Annotated in this window: 10 protein-coding genes and 1 pseudogene; 5 read left to right on the forward strand and 6 right to left on the reverse strand. The window is 33.7% G+C overall.

The window, feature by feature from the left end; translation table 11 throughout:
* The first annotated feature begins 354 nt into the window (after positions 1–354).
* The 4 genes and pseudogenes from HM986_RS05460 to HM986_RS05475 all read left to right on the forward strand — a co-directional run bounded on the left by HM986_RS05460 (position 355) and on the right by HM986_RS05475 (position 11,892).
* A complete protein-coding gene (locus HM986_RS05460; protein ID WP_179334036.1) occupies positions 355–3,753 on the forward strand; it encodes a T9SS sorting signal type C domain-containing protein in 3,399 nt (1,132 codons plus the stop codon).
* A gap of 82 nt (positions 3,754–3,835) precedes the next feature.
* Positions 3,836–4,410: pseudogene (locus tag HM986_RS05465) on the forward strand (DNA-processing protein DprA); the annotation flags it as partial.
* A gap of 895 nt (positions 4,411–5,305) precedes the next feature.
* Positions 5,306–8,602 (forward strand): T9SS type A sorting domain-containing protein, encoded by a 3,297-nt coding sequence (locus HM986_RS05470; RefSeq protein WP_179334037.1) that lies wholly within the window; start codon positions 5,306–5,308, stop codon positions 8,600–8,602.
* A 95-nt stretch (positions 8,603–8,697) separates the two neighbouring features.
* Positions 8,698–11,892, forward strand: a complete 3,195-nt coding sequence (locus HM986_RS05475) for a T9SS type A sorting domain-containing protein (protein ID WP_179334038.1) — start codon at positions 8,698–8,700, stop codon at positions 11,890–11,892.
* Positions 11,893–11,982: 90 nt separating this feature from the next.
* On the opposite strand, the gene trpS is transcribed toward HM986_RS05475, so the two are convergent.
* Positions 11,983–12,951 carry a tryptophan--tRNA ligase gene (gene trpS, locus HM986_RS05480; protein WP_179334039.1) on the reverse strand — a complete coding sequence of 323 codons (969 nt, stop codon included), beginning with the start codon at positions 12,949–12,951 and terminating at the stop codon, positions 11,983–11,985.
* 280 nt (positions 12,952–13,231) lie between these two features.
* Here trpS and HM986_RS05485 point away from each other — a divergent pair, with 280 nt between their 5' ends.
* A complete protein-coding gene (locus HM986_RS05485) occupies positions 13,232–13,987 on the forward strand; it encodes a lysophospholipid acyltransferase family protein (protein WP_179334040.1) in 756 nt (251 codons plus the stop codon).
* 70 nt (positions 13,988–14,057) lie between these two features.
* Here HM986_RS05485 and HM986_RS05490 read toward each other — a convergent pair whose 3' ends face one another.
* From HM986_RS05490 to HM986_RS05510, 5 genes are all read right to left on the reverse strand, one after another.
* The gene (locus HM986_RS05490) at positions 14,058–15,674 is read right to left on the reverse strand and encodes a hypothetical protein (RefSeq protein WP_218841396.1); all 1,617 of its coding nucleotides are present in this window, start codon (positions 15,672–15,674) and stop codon (positions 14,058–14,060) included.
* Positions 15,634–16,179: an RNA polymerase sigma factor gene (locus HM986_RS05495; protein WP_179334042.1), complete on the reverse strand. Its 546-nt coding sequence runs from the start codon at positions 16,177–16,179 to the stop codon at positions 15,634–15,636. The genes HM986_RS05490 and HM986_RS05495 overlap by 41 nt, the downstream gene beginning before the upstream one ends.
* 24 nt (positions 16,180–16,203) lie before the next feature.
* The gene (locus HM986_RS05500; RefSeq protein ID WP_179334043.1) at positions 16,204–16,647 is read right to left on the reverse strand and encodes a hypothetical protein; all 444 of its coding nucleotides are present in this window, start codon (positions 16,645–16,647) and stop codon (positions 16,204–16,206) included.
* Between the two features lie 150 nt (positions 16,648–16,797).
* Positions 16,798–18,129 carry a hypothetical protein gene (locus HM986_RS05505; RefSeq protein WP_179334044.1) on the reverse strand — a complete coding sequence of 444 codons (1,332 nt, stop codon included), beginning with the start codon at positions 18,127–18,129 and terminating at the stop codon, positions 16,798–16,800.
* Positions 18,130–18,141: 12 nt separating this feature from the next.
* Positions 18,142–20,562, reverse strand: a complete 2,421-nt coding sequence (locus HM986_RS05510; RefSeq protein ID WP_262890550.1) for a TonB-dependent receptor — start codon at positions 20,560–20,562, stop codon at positions 18,142–18,144.
* Between the last annotated feature and the right edge of the window lie 78 nt (positions 20,563–20,640).

Here is a 20,640-nt window from a genome sequence, read left to right on the forward strand (position 1 = left end):
GATATATCGTAGTGATACGAATTAATAGAATTGTATTTGCCTCCGAAGCAGAACTAAATAACAGATTGAGTAAAGGAAGTCCTCTACTAAAAAAAAACTAAATAATCTAAAAATAACTATTAAAATAAAGGTTAAAAAAACATGTTTTTTCAGCTATAAAGCACACCGATTGTGTGAGTTACAATGCTAAATAGTGCACTTGAAGGGAAATTACCTACACATCAACTAATATTTTTTGTGTATCCCTTAGACTGCATCATTTTTGCAGTGTTAAACCCAAATTTACACTGAATTGATATTTATCATTAGACTAAGTCTTAATGTCATTTCAAAAGAATTATAATAAAATAACCTATGACTACAATTTTATCTTTCGTTTCATCTAAAAAAGTAATGACTACGTTTTTACTTTTGTTGAGTGCTTTATCTTTTTCACAGACAGTAACTAATATTTTTCCTACTCGTGTAACGACAAGTACTACTGTCACTATTATTGGTACGGGTTTTACTGACGGGGATGAGGATCATATTGCAATTTCTAATTGGGGTATTGGAAGTAAGGTGTTTATTAGTGAAACGGAAATGAATTTTAAAATTAATGTAACTGGAGGTGATAGAACTGCAGATCTTTCAATAACAGGGGGGGCTTTCCCTTATACCTTTGATGTGTCTACACAATTGAATTATATTGCGCCGACAAGTAAAACTGTTAGTGCTACTGATCCCGATGAAATTAGAGTTAGAGAAGTGTATACGACTTGGGATCAGAATGGAGATGGAGTAAATTTCTGGAAATCTTCTGATTGGAATCCTTCTAGTTCTGCTACAGGAAAAGCAACTTGGCCAAATGATAGCCATGAGTTATTAGGGTTTAAGATGAATTATGGAGGTAATGATATTATCTTTTCTACAGGGGTTAAGGATTCAATATTAGAGACTCAATTGGATGTCGCTAACCTGCCAGCAGGTGTTCAGTACATCGCTCAAGATTTTAAAGCATATTCTACTAACGGAGTTAGTGGTAAACCCAATTCTAATAATTATATGGGGTTTGCAGATAAAATAGATGGTCGTATAAATTCAAGTGTGTTAAATAATGCTGTTGAATTAACCGTCTATGATGTTATTATAGACGGTACTAACGGTCTTGATTTAGGTACGGGTATAGCGAATTTTAATAATCAGGCAGACATAAGGTTTTATAGTGGTAATGGAAATGTAGGGGCTCTTAATGATGATGTTCCAGATTTATTAATCACGCAAATGGCACAGCCAGGAGGAACTGATGTTTATTATTATGCAGATTTATATGGTAATGTTGTAGGTAGACCGATTAAACTTGAATTTAAAAATACTAATGATACTAGGCTATATGAATGGATAACAAATTTTTATCGATTAGATCATTCCGCTGGAGCAACATTTGAAACTTCTAGATCAACCTCAATAACTTTGAATAATGGTGTTGGAAGTAGGGGGTTTAGAATGGCAGCGCTAAGTTTAGAGGATTTTGGTATTAATGGAGATCCAGCATCAAGTACAGATGAAGTTTCAGGAGAAATTACTAATAATTTTAATTCTATTGAAAGAGTAAATAATATTAATATGGGAGCTGGTGGGTCTTCAGATATGTCTTTTATAGCTTACAATAAGTCTGCATTTGATATAAAATCTCCAGAAATTTTAAAATCTCCAGTTTCGAGGTTTGTTTGTAGGTTTCCATCAAGTGTATTTGCTTTTACAGCATTAGGAGGAATTGAAGGAGGTGCATCTTCAGATATTGAAGAAAAAATTACTTATATATGGTTTAAAAATAATGTAGAGGTATTAGAAACAGAGGGGGCATATAACGTGCCTGATACATATACTATACCTGCTGCTTTAGTATCTAGCACAGATTTAGAAGGGACTACTTATAAAGTTAGGGTTAAAAATACTTATGGTGCTGTAGATTTACCTTTTACAATAACTGAAGGTGGTACACCTACTTATTGGGATGATACAAATAAAATTTGGGAATTGCCTACAGTTTATACAGACAATAATATTTCTGTTCCTGATGGAGATCGTAGTTTAAGATTTACAGCTGTATCTAATGACTTAGAAGTTATAGGAGCTATTGAAGGTGTTGAAGGATGTGATTGTGTAGTGTCAGCGGGGCAAAATGTAACAATTGGTGAAGAATATGCAATGACACTTTATAATTCACTTACTGTGGAGGATTCTATACTTGAAACCGACATAGATGGAAATCCAACAGGTGCAACAATTCCAGCAGGTATCTTCACCTTAGAAGATGATGCTAGCTTAGTGCAAATTAATGATGTTGCTAATCGTGGTGACATTGTGTTAAAGCGTGAAGCAGATAATTTAAATCAATATGATTATGTATACTGGTCGTCACCTGTAGCAGGTTTTGGTATAGCGGGTATTCCTGGTAGTAATAAGTATGAATGGAATCCTCAAATAGCAAATGGTAATACTGATGACAGCACCGTAGGAGATTGGGTATCAGCAAATGGATTTATGTCTGTTGGTAGGGGGTATATTGCTAGGGTGCCTTCAAGTGCAAATGTAACAGCAACGTTTAACGGTGTTCCAAATAATGGTGATATTAATATAGCAATTTCTAAAACACCTAATTCAGGGTCTTCTGGTATGGCCAGTATTGATAAACATTGGAATTTAATTGGAAATCCATATCCTTCGGCAATAGATGCCATTGAGTTTTTAACGCATAATAGTTCTGTAGTAGATAGTGGTATAGATGGTGGTGTGTATTTGTGGACGCATACTCGTCCCGCTTCTTCTTCTGAAGATGATCCTTTCTATGACAATGACGACACTTATGGATTAAATTATGGCAATCAATATATTGCTTACAACGCTATGGGCAATTCAGACCCTTCGGATGAGTTTAAAGGAAAGATCGCTTCTGGTCAAGGGTTTTTTGTACAGGTGTTAGATGATTTTACAGGGTCACCTTCTGTAAGTTTCAATAATGCAATGCGTCATGATAATTATGAGGCTCATAATAACGATGAATTTTATAGAGGAACAGTAGATACTTCTGTAGCTCAAGAAAAGCAATTAGTATGGCTAAGCTTAGCTAATGAAAATAATCATGCTATGAGTACATTAATCGGTTATGCAGAAGGTGCTACTGAAGGAAAAGACAGACTTTACGATGCGTATACTAATAATGAAGGCTTTAATTTATATTCTCTAATTACAGAAGACGAAAAATTAGTGATTCAAGGATTGCCATTACCATTTGTAGATACTAATACAGTACCTCTAGGTATTGAGTTAACACAAAGTGGAATTTATAATATTGCCATTGGTAATGTAAAAGGAAGCTTATTTGTAGATCAGGAGCAAGACATATATTTAGAAGATACCTATACAAATGTAACTCACGATTTAAGAGCGTCACCTTATACGTTTACAGGAGAAGCCGGTGAATTTAACGACCGTTTCATTCTTAAATATACAACCTCATTACTTTCTGTTAGCGATGTTTTAGCATCTAACACATTTGCTTTTGTTAAAGACGACCTGTTAAATGTGAGATCTAATACAGGTATAAAAGCGGTTAATGTATATGACCTAAACGGAAGAGAAATAATCGCTTACACATCTAATAATCAGCATAATGTTATGATCGAAGATTTTCAATTTTCTAAAGGTGTATATCTTGTCTCAATAACTTTAGAAGGGAATATTATTGTAACAAAGAAGATTATTAACTAGACGATTAGTTTAATCACAAAAAAAAGACCTCTATGAATAATTCATAGAGGTCTTTTTTTTATTAAAATTTAGGCTCTCTGTACTCAACCAAAGTTATCCTAAAGTACACAAAAAGTATGTTGCACATATTATAAATCATGGCGGTGTCTATACTGACTTTTGGGGTTCGGATACTTTTCAGGAATAACTTTTTAAAATGAAAATGGCTGATTGCAGGTCTCAATGAATCCACTATTATTATTATTGAATCAGCAGAAAAAGGCGGAAGTTTAGTCACTCCAGATATAGCTAATTCATCTAATAGAGAAGTGTTTGCTGTGTCAGGAAGAACTACGGATAGTCAAAGTATTGGTTGTAATAATCTGATAAAACTCAAGAAAGCACATTTATTATCTCATCCGTTGGATGTGCCTTATATGTTAAATTGGGAATTGGAATCTAGCAAGAAACCAACTGTAAAAGCAACAACTATGTGTAGAGTTAGAAACCGATGAACAAATTATTTATAATTTTTTAAAAGTGAATAATAAAACCATATTAGATGTTATTGCCTTACGATGTGAAATGCCAACATACAAATTAGCCGGACTACTTCTTAATATGGAACTGAAAGGAGTAATAAGACCTTTGCCGGGAAAGTTATTTGAAGCCATTTAGTTTTACTAAAATTTCATTAATTAGAATGTTAACGGTTATACCGTAATTAATTGTTAGATCTACACATTTAAATCCAAGACTTTTTAGTCAAATTATTAAGGTTAAATTTTTCTTTATAACTGATAAAATTATGGTTCGTTTCCATTATTTTTATTCTTACAACAATGTTAATTTACTCTTTATCGAATTTTTGATGCGTTTTGTCGTGTTTTTGTTTGTTTAATTCAAGTTTATTTTATAATATTTGCCTTCCCTCAAAGAAATAAAACTGTTTCGTTAAAATATAATTTATAGTGAAACTCAATAAGTATTATACTTATGAGGTTACAACCTACTAGTATTTCTGAACATTATGGTGTGCTACAATTTATTGTTTTCGCCTTGTTTTTGATAATTCCATGCTTAGTAGGCTCATACACTATTAATAATGGATTTTCCGAACGGATTACAACTAGCAAAGTTTCTATAAAGTTTAATGATGCTCTGCAAATAAGAGTGCCAAGTGTAAATAGTGTTAGGAAATAACAATGAGTGTTTAAATGTGATGGCATTAGGTATAATGGTTAATGACGAATACCCAGTTATACTGTTTTTATATAATGATTTTAAGGTAGACTAAAATTTACTGCTATAAAAAAGATTTCAAATAATCTAAAAATAATGACTAAAATAAATTGATTGTGTTCAATTGTAAATCACACCGAGTGTGTGAGTTACCATGTTAAAAAGTGCAATTAAAAGGGAATTCCCTACACGTTAACTAATATTTTTTGAGTATCGTTTAAACTGCAGCATTTTTGCAGTGTTAAACCCAAATTTACACTTAATAGATATTTATCATTAGACCTAATTTTAATGTTAGTATAGATTCAAAAGACTTTAAACAAAATAACCTATGACTACAATTTTATCTTTCGTCTCATCTAAAAAAGTAATGACTACGTTTTTACTGTTGTTAAGCATGTCTTTTTATGCGCAAATAGTTGTTACTGATGTTTTTCCTACACGTGTTACTAAAGGTAGTGTAATCACAGTTATTGGTTCTGGATTTTCAGGTTCTACAACTGTTTCAATAGATAATATTTCGACTGGGTCGGTATCGGTAAATACCGATGGTACGGAGTTAAGTTTTGAGATTACTAGAGATGTTCATACCGCAATTCTTATAGATAAAGCATTGAAAATAAATAGCCAAAATGTCTATAAAGGTTCTAATGCACCGGGAAATCAGGTGAAATTTGAATATGTAGGAGCTAAGTTGAAAAAGAATAATGAAAATAATAGTAGTAACTCTCAGTATTTTAAGAAGATAACAAGTATTATTACCAATTGGAATTATGATAATCAAGGATACTGGATGTCTTCTACTGATTACACATATGGAGATTCTAGTACTTACCCTAATGATAGTCATGAACTATTGGCTTTTGAATATAATGGAGTATATTATTCTACAGGAGTTGATGACGATTTATTAGATAACATCCCCGGATTTACCTACAGTAAAGAAGTGTTTAAAGCATATTCTACAAATGGAATTACGGGGACTATTAATAACGGTGCCAATTTTATAGCAACTGGAGATTTGGTTGACGGTGTTGTTTATGAAGGTACTACCATTACGTCAACAGATATTTTAGATTTAACTGTTTTTCAGGTAATGGTAGATGGGGTTAATGGTTTAGATTTAGGAACAGGGGTTACTAATTACAATAAATCGGCCTCTATTCGTTTTTTTAGTGGAAATGGTGATGTTGGTGCTGTAGCAGATGGCGTACCAGATTTAATTATTACACAAATAGCAGATTCAGGTAGTTGGGATAATTATTATTATGCTGATGAGTTGGGGAATGTAGTAGGAACCCCAGTGCAACTATATTTGCATAATGGTACAAATAATTTGGGAAGATGGGGTTTAGACTTATATACACTCCCAAGCGGTGCCGATATAAATACAGCAAACCCGCAAACTAGAACATTTGGAAATAATGAATACAGGTTTATCAAGATTGTTGGCTTGAATTTGGAGGATTTTGATTTAGATAGTAGCAACCTAAGTTCTGTAGAGAATATAAATTCTGTTGCAGGTGGTTCTGCAGACATGGCCTTTATTGCCTATAATCAATCAGCTTTTGATATTAAGGCACCTATAGCACCACCATTGTTACCGCGGTATGTTTGTAAAGCAGATGGTAATACTGATATCACTTTTACTGTTAATGCTGGTATAGATGATGATGCAGGTGGTACAATATATCCGCCTAATATTAGTGATCCAGATTTAGATATGCAGTACCAGTGGAAAAGGAATAACTCAGACATCCCTGGTGAGACAAGTAGCTCATTAACTGTTTCTGGTGTGACATCTACGGATATAGGAACTTACAAGGTTAAAGTTTATAATACTAAAGGTGGGTCTATAATTTTACCTGTGACTATAAGTGAAGGTGGTACACCTTATTATTGGAATGGATCTGCTTGGAGTTCTCCTTATGGAGCAGTAGTAGAAAAAGAGAGAGGTCTTGTGTATACAGGTGATTATGCTATAACCGGTAATTTAGTGGGGTGTGATTGTAAAGTGGCTGCAGGTGCTAATGTTGTGATGCCTAAAGGGTCAAAGATGGTGCTTTACAATGAATTAACTGTAGAACCAGAAGTCGCAGAAGTTAAAGAATTTGATGAATTTGGTAATGAGATAATTCTTGTAAATCAAGTTCCTGAAGCAACCTTCACCTTAGAAGACGATGCAAGTTTAGTACAGATTAATGATGTTGTAAATGTTGGAGAAATTAAAGTAAAACGAGCATTGGATGCAAGTGAAATTAACCAATATGATTATGTGTATTGGGCATCTCCCGTAGCAAATTTTAATATCTCAAGCATTTCTAACACACCAACATACCAATGGGATGTAAATGCCGTAAGTAATGATTCAGGTATAGGTAACTGGGTGTCTGCAGCTAATGCTACAATGACTCCAGGAGAAGGTTATATCATTAGAGTGGCTAATAGTCAATTAAGTGGTTTTACAACCGAATTTTATGGAGAGCCAAATAATGGACCTTTTAGTGTTGGTGTTGAAAAATCGAATTTATACGAAAGTATGGATTATAATGATAGTAGTTGGAATTTAATTGGTAATCCTTATCCTTCTGCCATAGATGCGGAAACCTTTTTAACTGCTAATACAAATCTTGAAGGCCGTGTAGATATATGGACGCATGATACAGGTCTGTTTGATGTTACAGGAGCAGACGATGCATTTTACGATGACTTTGGTGTGAATTATGGGAACCAATATATTACTTTCAATAGTACAGGAACTTCAACTCCAGATCCATCTAACACATTTGATGGGGAAATTGCTTCAGGGCAAGCCTTTTTTGTAAGAGTTGATGATGACGCACTAGATACTGAGAATTCTGTGAATTTCACCAATGCAATGCGTCATAATAATATAGTTGCTTATGATAACTCACAGTTTTACAGAAATAGTTCAGAAGAAACTGTAGCTCAAGAAAAGCAATTAGTATGGCTAAGCTTAGCTAATGAAGATAATCATGCTATGAGTACATTAATCGGTTATGCAGAAGGTGCTACTGAAGGAAAAGATAGACTTTACGATGCCTACACTAATAATGAAGGCTTCAACTTATACTCTTTAATTTCAGAAGATGAAAAATTAGTCATCCAAGGATTGCCATTACCATTTGTAGATACTAATACAGTACCTCTAGGTATTGAGTTAACACAAAGTGGAATTTATACTATTGCCATTGGTAACGTAAAAGGAAGCTTATTTGTAGACCAAGAGCAAGACATATACTTAGAAGATACCTATACAAATGTAACTCACGATTTAAGAGCGTCGCCTTATACGTTTACAGGAGAAGCCGGTGAATTTAACGATCGTTTTGTCTTAAGATATACACCATCTATAACGCTTTCTGTAAATGAGAACACTGTGTCAAACACCTTTGCTTATGTTAGTAATGCCATGTTTCATGTAAAGTCTGATAGTAATTTAGAATCAATTGAGATTTTTGACATGAATGGTAAGAAAATTATAAACTATACGATAGAAGACCATACAAATTCATTCGATACACAATTTGCGTTCGCAAATGGTATTTATATCGCTGCCATAAAACTAGATAATGGCAGTGTGGTGACTAAAAAGCTAATTAATTAGTAGTCCACAAACTCATTTTATTTATTCACAACAATTGTAACCTTTAAGGCATGTTAATCTATCCATTAACATACCTTATAACTAAACCTTAATGCATGAACTCAAAAATTACTTTAAAAGTTAAAGTGCTTAAATCCATAAAGTTGACGGCTTTGGGAGTACTGTTAACAGTTTCAAATGGCTTATTAGCACAATCAGAACTTGTATCTCAAGTTTTTCCAACACGGATTACAACCAATTCTCAAATTACGGTGTTGGGTACTGGTTTTACAGAAGGTACGTCAGTTAGTATAAGTGGTATAGGCATAAATAATGCGAGTATTACTTTAGTAAGTGATACCGAAATGACATTTAAAATTTCACATTCTGGATCAGTTGATACGTTAGGAGAGCTTATGTTAAGCGGAACTGCAACAGGACGAAATATGGAATACGTGAGCCCTACTCCAAAAACATTAAGAAATGGTACGGAGAGTAATGTGACTAAAATAACCGAAATCTTTACAACTTATAATGGGTTTTGGAGATCGTCACAATGGAAAGCTGATCCTACCAATAATAGTTTAAAACCAAATACAAGTCACGATGTATTGGCTTTTACTTATAACGGAGTAACGTATTCTACAGGTGTTAATGATCAGTTGCTTACAGATAATGGTGTTACGTTTAGTTCACAATTATTTTATGCTTATACTACTAATGGTGTTGACGGAATAACAAACCCCAACAATTATTTAGCCATGGCAGATATGATTGATGGAGTAGCAGGAGAAGGAACAGCAATTACATCTCCAGAAATTAGTGGAACTACCGTGTTTGATGTTATTACTGACGGTGTAAATGGTTTAGATATTGGAACAGGTGTTACCAACTTTAATGCTACTGCTGATGTTGAGTTTTTTAGTAGTGGAGGACAGTTAGGTGCTTTAGAAGATGATATCCCAGATTTCTTAATTTCACAGATAGCTGCAGCTGGTAGTACTGATATCTATTATTATACAGATGCTGATAAGAATGTAGTGGGAAGACCTATAAGAATAACGATTACTGAAGAAACTGATAATGATGGAGATGCTTTATTAGCAAAATGGAGACTTGACTTGTATAGCTTTTTGCCTGGTGTTAATTATGGAATTGCAACACCGACAGTAAGATCATTTTCTAATAATGAAGAGAGACCATTACGTATGGTAGCATTTAAATTTGAAGATTTTGAAATTAATGATATTAATATTACTGATATCAACAACATAAATATGGTTGCTGGTGGTACTGCCGATCTTGCCTTTCTTGCGTATAATAGAGGGTCTTTTGATATAAAGACACCAGTAGTTACAGAATATCCATTAGCGAGGTATGTATGTAACTTACCAAGCGATTCTAGTATTACATTTTCTGCTGTAGCAGAAGTTTCTGGTAATGCTACGGGTGCGCCAGAAGAAACATTGTCTTATCAATGGACAAAATATAATGAGCCAATTCTTGGTGCTAATAGTAGTACTTATACCCTTCCCGGTAATATAGATGCAGAAAGCATAGGAAACTATAAACTAAGAGTAACAAATGCTTTTGGATCTGTAGTAGTACCTGTAAGTTTATCAATAGGTGGAACACCTGTATATTGGAATGGCGCCGAGTGGCAATTGCCTCCAGTATATCAGAATGCAGGGATTGTAGTTGAGCCAAAAGATAGAGGTTTAGTGTTTTCTTCTAACTATAATAGCTCTGGCGATATTGAAGGGTGTGATTGCTTAGTACCTGCAGGAAGTAATGTAACAATAGATTCTGGTTCTACACTTAAGCTGTATGGTGAAGTCACAGTAGAATCTGGTGCGTCATTAACATTTGAAGATGGTGCGAGTTTAATTCAAACTAAGATTGTAACAAGTAATGAAAATAGTGGGTCGATTAAGGTAGAACGTCTTGTTACAGATTTAAACGATAATGATTATGTATTATGGTCATCTCCTGTAGCTAATTTTGATGTGTCTAATATCACTGCTCCATATGCAGCTAATGCTTTTAATTGGGGTGTAAATACACCTAATACTAACGGTACCGTGGGTGATTGGTCTTTAACAACTGGAGCGATGAATGCTGGCTCAGGATATGCGGTTAATGTACCAACTGAATTTGTTTCAACTGGGTTTACAGCTAGTTTTGTTGGAAAGCCAAATAATGGGGATGTTTCTGTAAATGTTTTTAAATCAACAGGAAGTCAACCTAATGTTGAAGCTAGACATAGAAACCTTATTGGAAATCCTTATCCTTCTGCTATTAGTGCAGATCAGTTATTGGCAGATAACACGTTATTAGAAGGTAATGTTAAAATATGGGCGCATAATACAGCAATCCCAAATACGACAACACCTTTAACTAGTTCTGCTTATCAAGATTTGAATTATAACTACGGTGAGCCATACGTAAGTTATAACCTTACAGGAGCCAATCCTCCAGAAAGTACAAATGGTTTCATTGGTTCTGGTCAAGGATTCTTTGTTCAGGTTGATGATAGTGCTTCAGAAGGTTCGGTAACGTTTACAAATGCTATGCGTTCTGACGCTACTGATGTTGCATACGATAACTCTGGATTTTACAGAGGTACAAACAATGCTCAAGATTTAGAAAAGCACTTAGTTTGGTTAAGCTTAATTGATGCTACTGATGTTTCTGCAAGTACTTTAGTTGGTTATGTAGAAGGTGCAACTTTAGCTAAAGACAGACTTTTTGATGCTTATTCTGATGACAACACAATGCGTATTTATTCTATGATTAGCAATGAAGAAATGGTAATTCAAGGGCGCCCTTTACCATTTGTAGATACTGATGTGGTGCCATTAGGAATTGAATTACCTGAAAATGGGATTTTCAAAATAGCTATAGGTGATTTCGCAGGAAGCGTATTTATAGATGCTAGTGTAGGTATTTATCTTGAAGATACGGTTTTAAATACTGAACATGACTTAAGAACATCTCCTTATTCTTTTTCTGGAGTACAAGGAAAAATTAATGATAGATTTAACTTGCGTTATGTAACCACTTTATCAATTGACGACAATGAAATGTCTAGCACTTTTGCTTACGTAAAAGACGGTACATTAAATGTAAGATCTGGTTCTGTAATTAAAGACATCAAAGTATATGATATCAACGGAAGACAAGTGATTTCTTATGCTTCTAATGGACAGAATAATACGTTGAGTGAAAGTTTCCAGTTTTCTAAAGGAGTTTATTTAGCAACGATTACTTTAGAAGGTAATGTTACTGTAACTAAGAAAATTATAAACTAAGAATTAATTTCTTTTATTATCAAACTAAAAAGACCTCTATAGAAGTAATAGAGGTCTTTTTTATTTGAAATTTTTAAAAATTAGGATTGATTAATATCCAACCTTTTCTCTAACGCGTTGTAACACGTCATCAGCAACCAATTTCGCTTTAGCAGCACCTTTAGCTAAAGCAGCATCGACCTCTTCAAGATTATTCATATAATAATGGTAGCGTTCTCTTTCCTTTTCAAAACGCTCCACTACCAATTCATATAAGGCTTGTTTTGCATGGCCATAACCGTAATTTCCCCCTTCATAATTAGCTTTCATTTCTGTAATTTGAGTTTCAGAAGCTAACAAACTATAAATAGAAAAACAATTACAAGTAGCCCATTCTTTTGGATCTTCAAGAGCTGTGCTATCCGTTTCTATAGACATTATTTTTTTACGTAATTGTTTGTCTGGTAAAAAAATATTGATAAAATTACCGCGACTCTTACTCATTTTTTCACCATCGGTTCCTGGTATAAGCATACCGCTTTCTAAAATCTTTCCTTCAGGTAAAACAAAAGCATCTCCCATCTTCGCATGAAAACGAGACGCCACATCACGAGTCATTTCAATATGTTGTAATTGATCTTTTCCAACCGGAATAATTTCTGCATCATATAATAAGATATCGGCAGCCATAAGCATAGGATAGGTGAATAAACCAGAGTTAACATCTTCTAAACGATCGGCTTTATCTTTAAAACCATGAGCGAGCGTTAAACGTTGGTATGGGAAGAAACAGCTTAAATACCAAGACAATTCAGTCACTTGGGGAATATCACTTTGTCTATAAAATACTGTTTTTTCAATATCTAATCCACAAGCAAGCCAAGTTGCAGCTACAGAATAGGTATGGTTTCTTAATTCATCAGCATCTTTAATTTGCGTCAGCGTGTGCAAATTTGCAATAAATAAAAACGATTCGTTATTAGCATCGTTTGCCATGTCTATTGCCGGTAAAATTGCGCCTAAGATGTTCCCTAAATGTGGTGTTCCTGTACTTTGTACTCCTGTTAGTATTCTTGCCATGTTCACTTCCTGCGAAAGCAGAAATCTTTTTAAATTAAACTTAAATTGTAAAAAACAAAGGTAAATTTTTTAGTAGACTATAAGAAGTCATTAAGAGCTCATTTACATTTTTTGTGTTTAGAGGAAAATTAGCAATTTTAAAGATAAATGAAGACTTTTTTGGATTGCATAGCATCACTACGGAATTATAAAAAGGCAAAATGTAATTTTAAAGAACAATTTTTCAGCAAATAGAAAAAGTATAAATGAGTTCTTAATTTAATTAACTAGTTTTGGTGCTATGGCATTTTTTAAATATCCATTTTGGCTGTTGTATCGTATTTGGTTCTATATTTTAGTTGCCATTCCGATACTTTTAATGTTTCCTTTATTGATTATTTCAATCTCTAGAGAGGAATGGTATCGGTATTTTTTTAAGCTAGCGCGTATCTGGTCTAAGTTTATTTTAATAGGTATGGGTTTTGGATATAAAATTACTAGAGAGGAAACACCAAATCCTAATAAGAGTTACATGTTTGTAGCCAACCATACCTCTATGGCAGACATTATGCTAATGCTAGTGGCCGTTAAAAATCCTTTTGTATTTGTAGGAAAACAGGAATTGGCGAAAATTCCATTATTTGGATTCTTTTATAAGCGTACATGTATTTTAGTAGATAGGAGCAGTGCCAAAAGTAGACAGGCCGTATTTTTAAGAGCACAAAGACGCTTAAAACAAGGGGTAAGTATTTGTATCTTTCCCGAAGGAGGAGTGCCAGAAGAGCATATTTTGTTAGATGAATTTAAAGATGGAGCCTTTCGCTTAGCTATTAATCATCAAATACCTGTTGTACCCATTACATTCTACGATAATAAAAAACGATTTTCTTATACTTTTTTTAGTGGCAGCCCTGGTAAAATGCGAGCAAAAATTCATCAGTTCATACCAACCAGTGGTTTACAGACTGCAGATACAAAAGCATTAAATGAAAAAGCTCGGACTTTAATTTGGGACGAATTGAGTAGTAATCATATTACAAAAAAAAAGCCACTCTAACCAAGAGTAGCTTTTGTCATCATTGCATAATTCATAGCGTGTTATTTGCAATAACCTAACATAAGTTAACCTAAAACTTATAATTTAATCCTGTGTACACTCCAATAAAGAAAGGTTTGAAATCTCCTGCAGTATTATTAAAGGTGTTTATTTGATACTTAAATGTGGGTTCAAGATTTACATTCCATTGTTTAGAAAGACTGTAATCCATGCCCAAACCAAAATTGGCACTAAAACTCGTATCTTTAATATTGTTAGCTTGTCCAATAGAAGTTGTGCTTCCATTAATATCAGCATAAATTTCATTTTCATTTAAAAAGAGCGTACTAAATCCACCAATAACATTGATTCCGAACTTAGTGTCTAATAATCTATACTCTAACTCTAAAGGGATTTCTATAAAGCCAAAGCGTTGATCTATTTCTCCGGTAGCTTGAGTGTTAAATAATTCTGGAGTAGAGGACCTATTAATTGGCTTATAACTCATAAGAGAGATAGGGCCCACATCTGAACTAAAAGAGATATTATTAAAAGAGGCATCTGCACCTCTAGAGTGTGTTTCTGCACCTGCAAAAGCAAAAACGTCTGACGTGGTTTGGTTAAGTCTAATACGGTTAACACCTGCTCTAATTCTTAGTTTTTTAGAAATAGCGTAACTACCAGCAATTCCATAGCTCATATTAATATCAGAGCTTTTAGAATTTTCGTTAAACTGCTTGTCTAAAGAAGAACCTTGACCCAAAGAATTAAAATAAACAGGCGCAACATTTGGGGCAATGCTCCACCTGTTTTGTTCATCTTCTTTTTCTTCTTCATCTATAGTTTCATTGTGTTCTGCAATAGCATTTTCAATGGTTTGTTCTTCTAATTGTTTAGTAATTAAACTTTCAGGTTCGGTGTCATTTTCTTTTTTGGTCTTAGATTCTACTTTTCTCGACGTAGCGTTTTCTGCAAGAGTAGCCTTGGTCTCTTCAATAGTCTTTTTGGTTACAGATTTTATTTCTGCTTCAGATGTTGACTGTGGTTTTTCACCTGTCTTTAAATTGGAAAGAGATATTTCGGTTTGATTTGTGCCCTTTACTTGAGATGGTTTATCTGCAACTGCTAAAGATTGTTTTAGTTTTTGAGATTCAGAGACATTTAATTTCTCTTTACTAGTATTGTTAGCAACAGTATTAGATTTGTGGTTTGACGCATTAGATGTTGTTGTCAGATCAGAAGATTTGATGTTTTTAGATGCTTCACTTTCAGAACGGTTAATATTAGATTTTTGTTCTATGTCTGAATTAGAATCCACAATCTCAGTATTTTTGTCCGGAGCTATTCTAAGATCATTCTGATCGCTAAGTATTGAGGAATTAGAATTATCTTTTTTTGATGTGTTATTCGAATCTTCTGTATTTACAACAGGGAATTCTTGAGAATTACTATCGTCCGAATTAAATAAAGTAACCCCAACAGTAAACAAGAATGCAATAGCTGCTGCGACGCCACCCATCTGCCACCAAAGAGCAATGACTCTTCGCTTTTTCTTTTTATTAGGAAGACTTTCGTTTATACGATCCCAGAGTGCGTCGTTAGGTGCCACTTCAAAATCTTTAAACTTTTCTTGAAAAAGTCGATCTATGTTCTTCTTATCACTCATTCTATAAACTCTGCGACTTTGGGCTCGCTTTGTAGGTTTCAATCTTTTGTTTTAAAATCAACCTTGCTCGTGCTAAGTTAGATTTTGAGGTGCCTGTTGAAATTTGAATTAATTCACTTATTTCTACATGAGAATAACCATCTAAAACATATAAATTAAAAATTAATCTATATCTATCGGGTAATTCTTGAATGATTTTTAATAAAAAATCAATACTCACATTATCATCATTAATGTCTACAGAAACATCTTCGATATTACCTTCGTTAACGATATCATACACACCAACATCTTCTCTGTAGCGCTGCAACGATGTATTAATTGCAATGCGTTTTAGCCAACCTTCAAAAGAACCTTTATTATTATACTGCTCTATTTTACTAAAAACAGTTATAAATGCATCATGCAGGTTATCTTCTGCTTCTGCATAATTTTTAGAGTACTTAAGACAAAGCGAAAATAACTTACTTGCAAACTGCTTGTATAATTGGCTTTGAGCTTCTGCATCTTGTTTAATACAATTTTCTATGAGCTTGTCTAAACTCACATTCGTTAAGGGATTAGTTAATAATTAATCTAAAAATGTAGCTTCAGTATTAGGTCTTTCGCTAAGAACAGGGACTTCTACTAAAAAATACTGATCTTCTCCTTCTTCGTCATGACCTTGATAAAACTTAAAAAGATAGGTTTCTGTTCCGGTAACTATAAAGTTTAAAGATACAGTAATAGATTCTTCTTCTTCAATACAAGATGAATTTGAATAAACCGAATTAATCACGGCAACGGTACGCTCATTTCCATTAATATCGTACAAGAAATTGTAGAATTGGTAGCACGTTGAAGGACGATTATAAGTTATCTTAATTTCATAGGTTTCACCATAAACAAATTCTTCGGGTATTTCAACACTTTCAATTGGTATCACTATTGTACCAACGTAGGTGTTATCATCATCAAGACTACAAGATGTAAACGTTGAAAGAAAAATAAAGGCTAAAAGGGCAATTTTTTTCATAATTTAAAATAATCAATTTCAACCTGTAGATGCAGAAAATGCAAAAGGGTTGCGTCTAAAACAAAAAAAATCCTGAAAAATAATTTCAGGATTTAAAATTTGAATTTAAGAATTTTGATAGAAACTCCTTACTTGGAGTTATAACTAGTTTTAGAACATTCCTATATAGTGGCTACCTTCAACATTAACAAGTTCTGCACCTACAGTCACTGCACCTGTTTCAGTATCTATAACGTAAATGTTTCCGTTTTCTCCTACAGGAGCTTGAGTAACATAGATTTCTGTACCGTCAACGACAAAGCCTTGGTATTGAAATAAGTAAAAGTCTGGGTCATAAGGAATACTATTGATTTTTTGAGCTGTTTTTGTGTTTAAGTCAACAAGTGCAAAAAATCCTTGAGCTCCAGCGACTCCTTCAACAGAGCTAGCATCACGGTAAGCTACTACAGCTTTTCCGTTAGAAGCAGGTCTCCAAGCCAAAATGTAAGAATCCTGAACACCTAAGGCATCGTCTAAATTGAAATCGTAAGAGTCATCATATTGATTATTAGCATCAATTTTTAATATATGAGAACCTTCTGGGTCACTTTGATTGGCTTGGTAAACACTTCCGTTATATTCGAAAGCATTAATGCTACGGTATCCATTAGTATTACCATTGCTTATTGTAGACGTAATTACAGTTGGATTTAATAAAGAAGGATAGTCTAATACAATAGTTTTAGATCCTAAAATTTCAAAATCACTATCGCTTTCTGTAGTTGCAGGATCAAGCTTACTTAAACGCGCTCCAATATATAATTTATTTCCAGCAGCATTAAGTGTAGGCATGTCAATTCTAGAGATATAATAACCTTGCGCTTCTTCTTCTGGGCTTAAAGGAACACTGTGTTCTTGAAACTCATTGATTTGAGAGTTTTGTAAATCTAAAGTTACAACACCTATTGTAGCTTCTGTACGTGTATAATTACCTTCTGCATCGAATTCGTTTTCTGTGTTTACATATACAGCTGAACCTGTTTGGTCACCATCAAATAACTTAATCCATCTAGGCGCTGTTCCTACATAAGGAGCAATGCTAATGTCAGAACCTGTCTGAGTAAAGTTGTTTCCACCTCCTACATTGTATTTTGTGTAGTTACCTCCGGTGTCACCAGCATAACTAATATTAAATATGGTGTTACCATCTTCAGAAGACTGTAAACGAGCCGTTCTGTTTGAAGGTACAATAAAACCATTTTCAAAAGGTTCTATCGATACTGTTGGGTCTTTTGCATCTGTACTGCTTAGAGCGTAAATTAAAGTTCCTCCATTACCATCACCAGGTACTTCTCCCATTCTTGCTGCTGCAACGGTAATCCATCTACCGTCTTCGAGATTACCTCCTCCATTAGAGGTGTTGATGTCGTCATCACTACAACTAAATGTTAGTAATAATGCACTAAATGCAAAAAATTTAAGGTATAAAAATTGATTTTTCATTATAATTGATTTTTAAAAGTTATTAATAAAATAATTTAGCTTTAAATAAAAAGCACGACCAGGTTTTTGTACCGATAGGTTGTCGTATATAGGTTTGTCGAATATATTTTTAATGTCAAAACTCATCACTAATTTCTGATTTGGAAATGTGTAACTAAGTCCAAAGTCTTGATTTAATTGTTGTGGTACTTTAAAAAAATCATCACCAACCGTGTTAGATCCTTGAGGGACTAAGTATGAGAATTCGTCAGTAAAATAAGTAGTGTAGAATAGATTTAAAGTCGATTTTTTTTGAATTAAATCTTTAAGTGAATATCGTAAACTTCCATTCATTGTTAGAAATGGGGTATTGGGAATTGCTATTTCTGTACCGTTTACCGTTTCTGTTGTTAAATCGAAATTAGAGACGTTAAAATTAAGACTAAAGTTATTGTTGTAGGTATAATTTAATTGTGCATCTATTCCTTTAGATTTAGCATTACCTTGATTAACATATAATATTAATTCGTCATTTACATTGAGTGAGGTCTCTATCGGTAAACCAATTTTATCTGTAATATTTCGCGTAAAAAAATTGGTTGAAATAGCGAATTCGTGCTTTTTAAATTTAAACTTCCCGAATCTAAACCCTAAATTGATGTTGTTACTAAGCTCTGGTCTAATGCTTGGATTAGCAACTACATTGTCTCCATCATTACCAAATACTTCGGTTTCGTTTGGTAGACGTATTGCTTTTTCTGCTGAAGTTAATATCGTAACGTTGGGTGTAAGTGCGTAAGAAGCTGCAAATCCATATCCTTCATATGTATTATTACTTTTTACAATTTCGTCTACAATAATATCATCACCACTCGAATTCGTTTCTATAGCCGGATCAATACTAACCGTTTTTTGCCTATAGTGTTTCCCAAATAAATTGGTTTTTAGTTTGTTTTCAAAAGCGCTCAATTCATAGGTTAAAGCGTAAATATTTTTATACAAATCTCTTGTACCTACAAATGTGTTTTCTAATACAGATTGCAAAGCGTCACTGTCTTCTCTGTCAATACCACTGTAAACATGGTTTAATAAGATTTTATGCTGATTATTAATAGAGTAAGATAATCCAGTTCTAATGGATGAAACTTTTCGTTTAATAGTTGCTAATGTTGGACCTCCTTCTTGTTGTGAACCCCAGGTATATTGGTATTCGTTTCCTCTAAAGTCAATTGCTCTTTCGCCGTTCCAGCTGTAGGCCCAAGCCACTGTATCGTTAACTACTCGGTTTCGATTACCATATAAACCATTAACTGTAACATCAAGTCCTTTAGTTAATAGGTCTTTCTTTTGATAATTTAAAGTTCCTAATAAGGCGTCCGACTCTAAAAATCTTCCATAATATGGAGTAATCGTCATAAAAGCGCCATGCTGTACTTCTTTATAATCATCAGAACCTGTGATACCTACAAAAAATTGATCAGCCCACTTTACATCGGTATAACCAATTTGTGCCATACCGCCAGTGGATCTATAGGCATCATTAAATCTTTTTGCTGTAATTGGGGTTTGTACACCACCTAAGCCTGTAGTGACCACACTTCTTCCAGAAACTTCATAATCGTTGTCTGAATAATTATGAAAACCCGTTGCTTTAATAGTTAAACCCGATTTTTCAAAACGGTATAAGCCATTTAAGCTCGTTTGAAACGTGTTGAATGAACCGTAGGAAACTGAGGCATTTAAGCTGTTTTTTATACTTTTTTGAAGTACAATGTTAATAGCTCCACCTAAAGCATCATCTGCTAAATAACCGGGAACAACACCTTTAAAAACTTCAATGTTTTTAATCATTGAAGGTGGAATACTATTTAAATTAAATGAAGAGCCATACATAGAAATGGGAATCCCATCTATAAAGATACGTACTGCGCTGCCAGATAAACCATTTAAACTGTATTCTACGTTTGAACCTAAACCTCCGTCTTGGCGTACTTTAACACCTACTGTTGTGTTTAATATTTCGTTAAGCTGAATGTTTCTTTTGCTAATTTCTTTTGTCTCAACGACATTGACGGCAAAACCTTTATCTTCTTTTTGGCGTTTTTCGGTTTTTGTTTTTACTACAACTTCTTGTAAGTCTTGATAGTCTGTTAATTCTAAAATTATGGTAATAGTTTCTGAATTAGAATTTAATACAATTGGTTTTGTGATGCCTTTGGCATTTATAGAATACACTTTGAGCAAGTAATTTCCGTGTGGTACATCTTTAAAGGTGAATTCTCCGTTAACACCCGCAGACGTTTCTTTTTTCAAGAATTCATTTTCAAGAGTTACAGATACTCCTAATGACGGTTCGTTATTATCAAACATTATATAACCAGAAATGCGACCCGTTTGCGCAACAATACTTAAGCTGAAACTTAATGCAATTAAGACAAGTATTAATTTATTCAAGGTGTATTTTTTTGGCAAATTTAACCTTATTTAGACTAAATACAAATAAAGAATTGATTATTTTTATCTTATGTATTA

Source organism: Winogradskyella costae (genome assembly GCF_013403865.1).
Lineage (GTDB): Bacteria > Bacteroidota > Bacteroidia > Flavobacteriales > Flavobacteriaceae > Winogradskyella > Winogradskyella costae.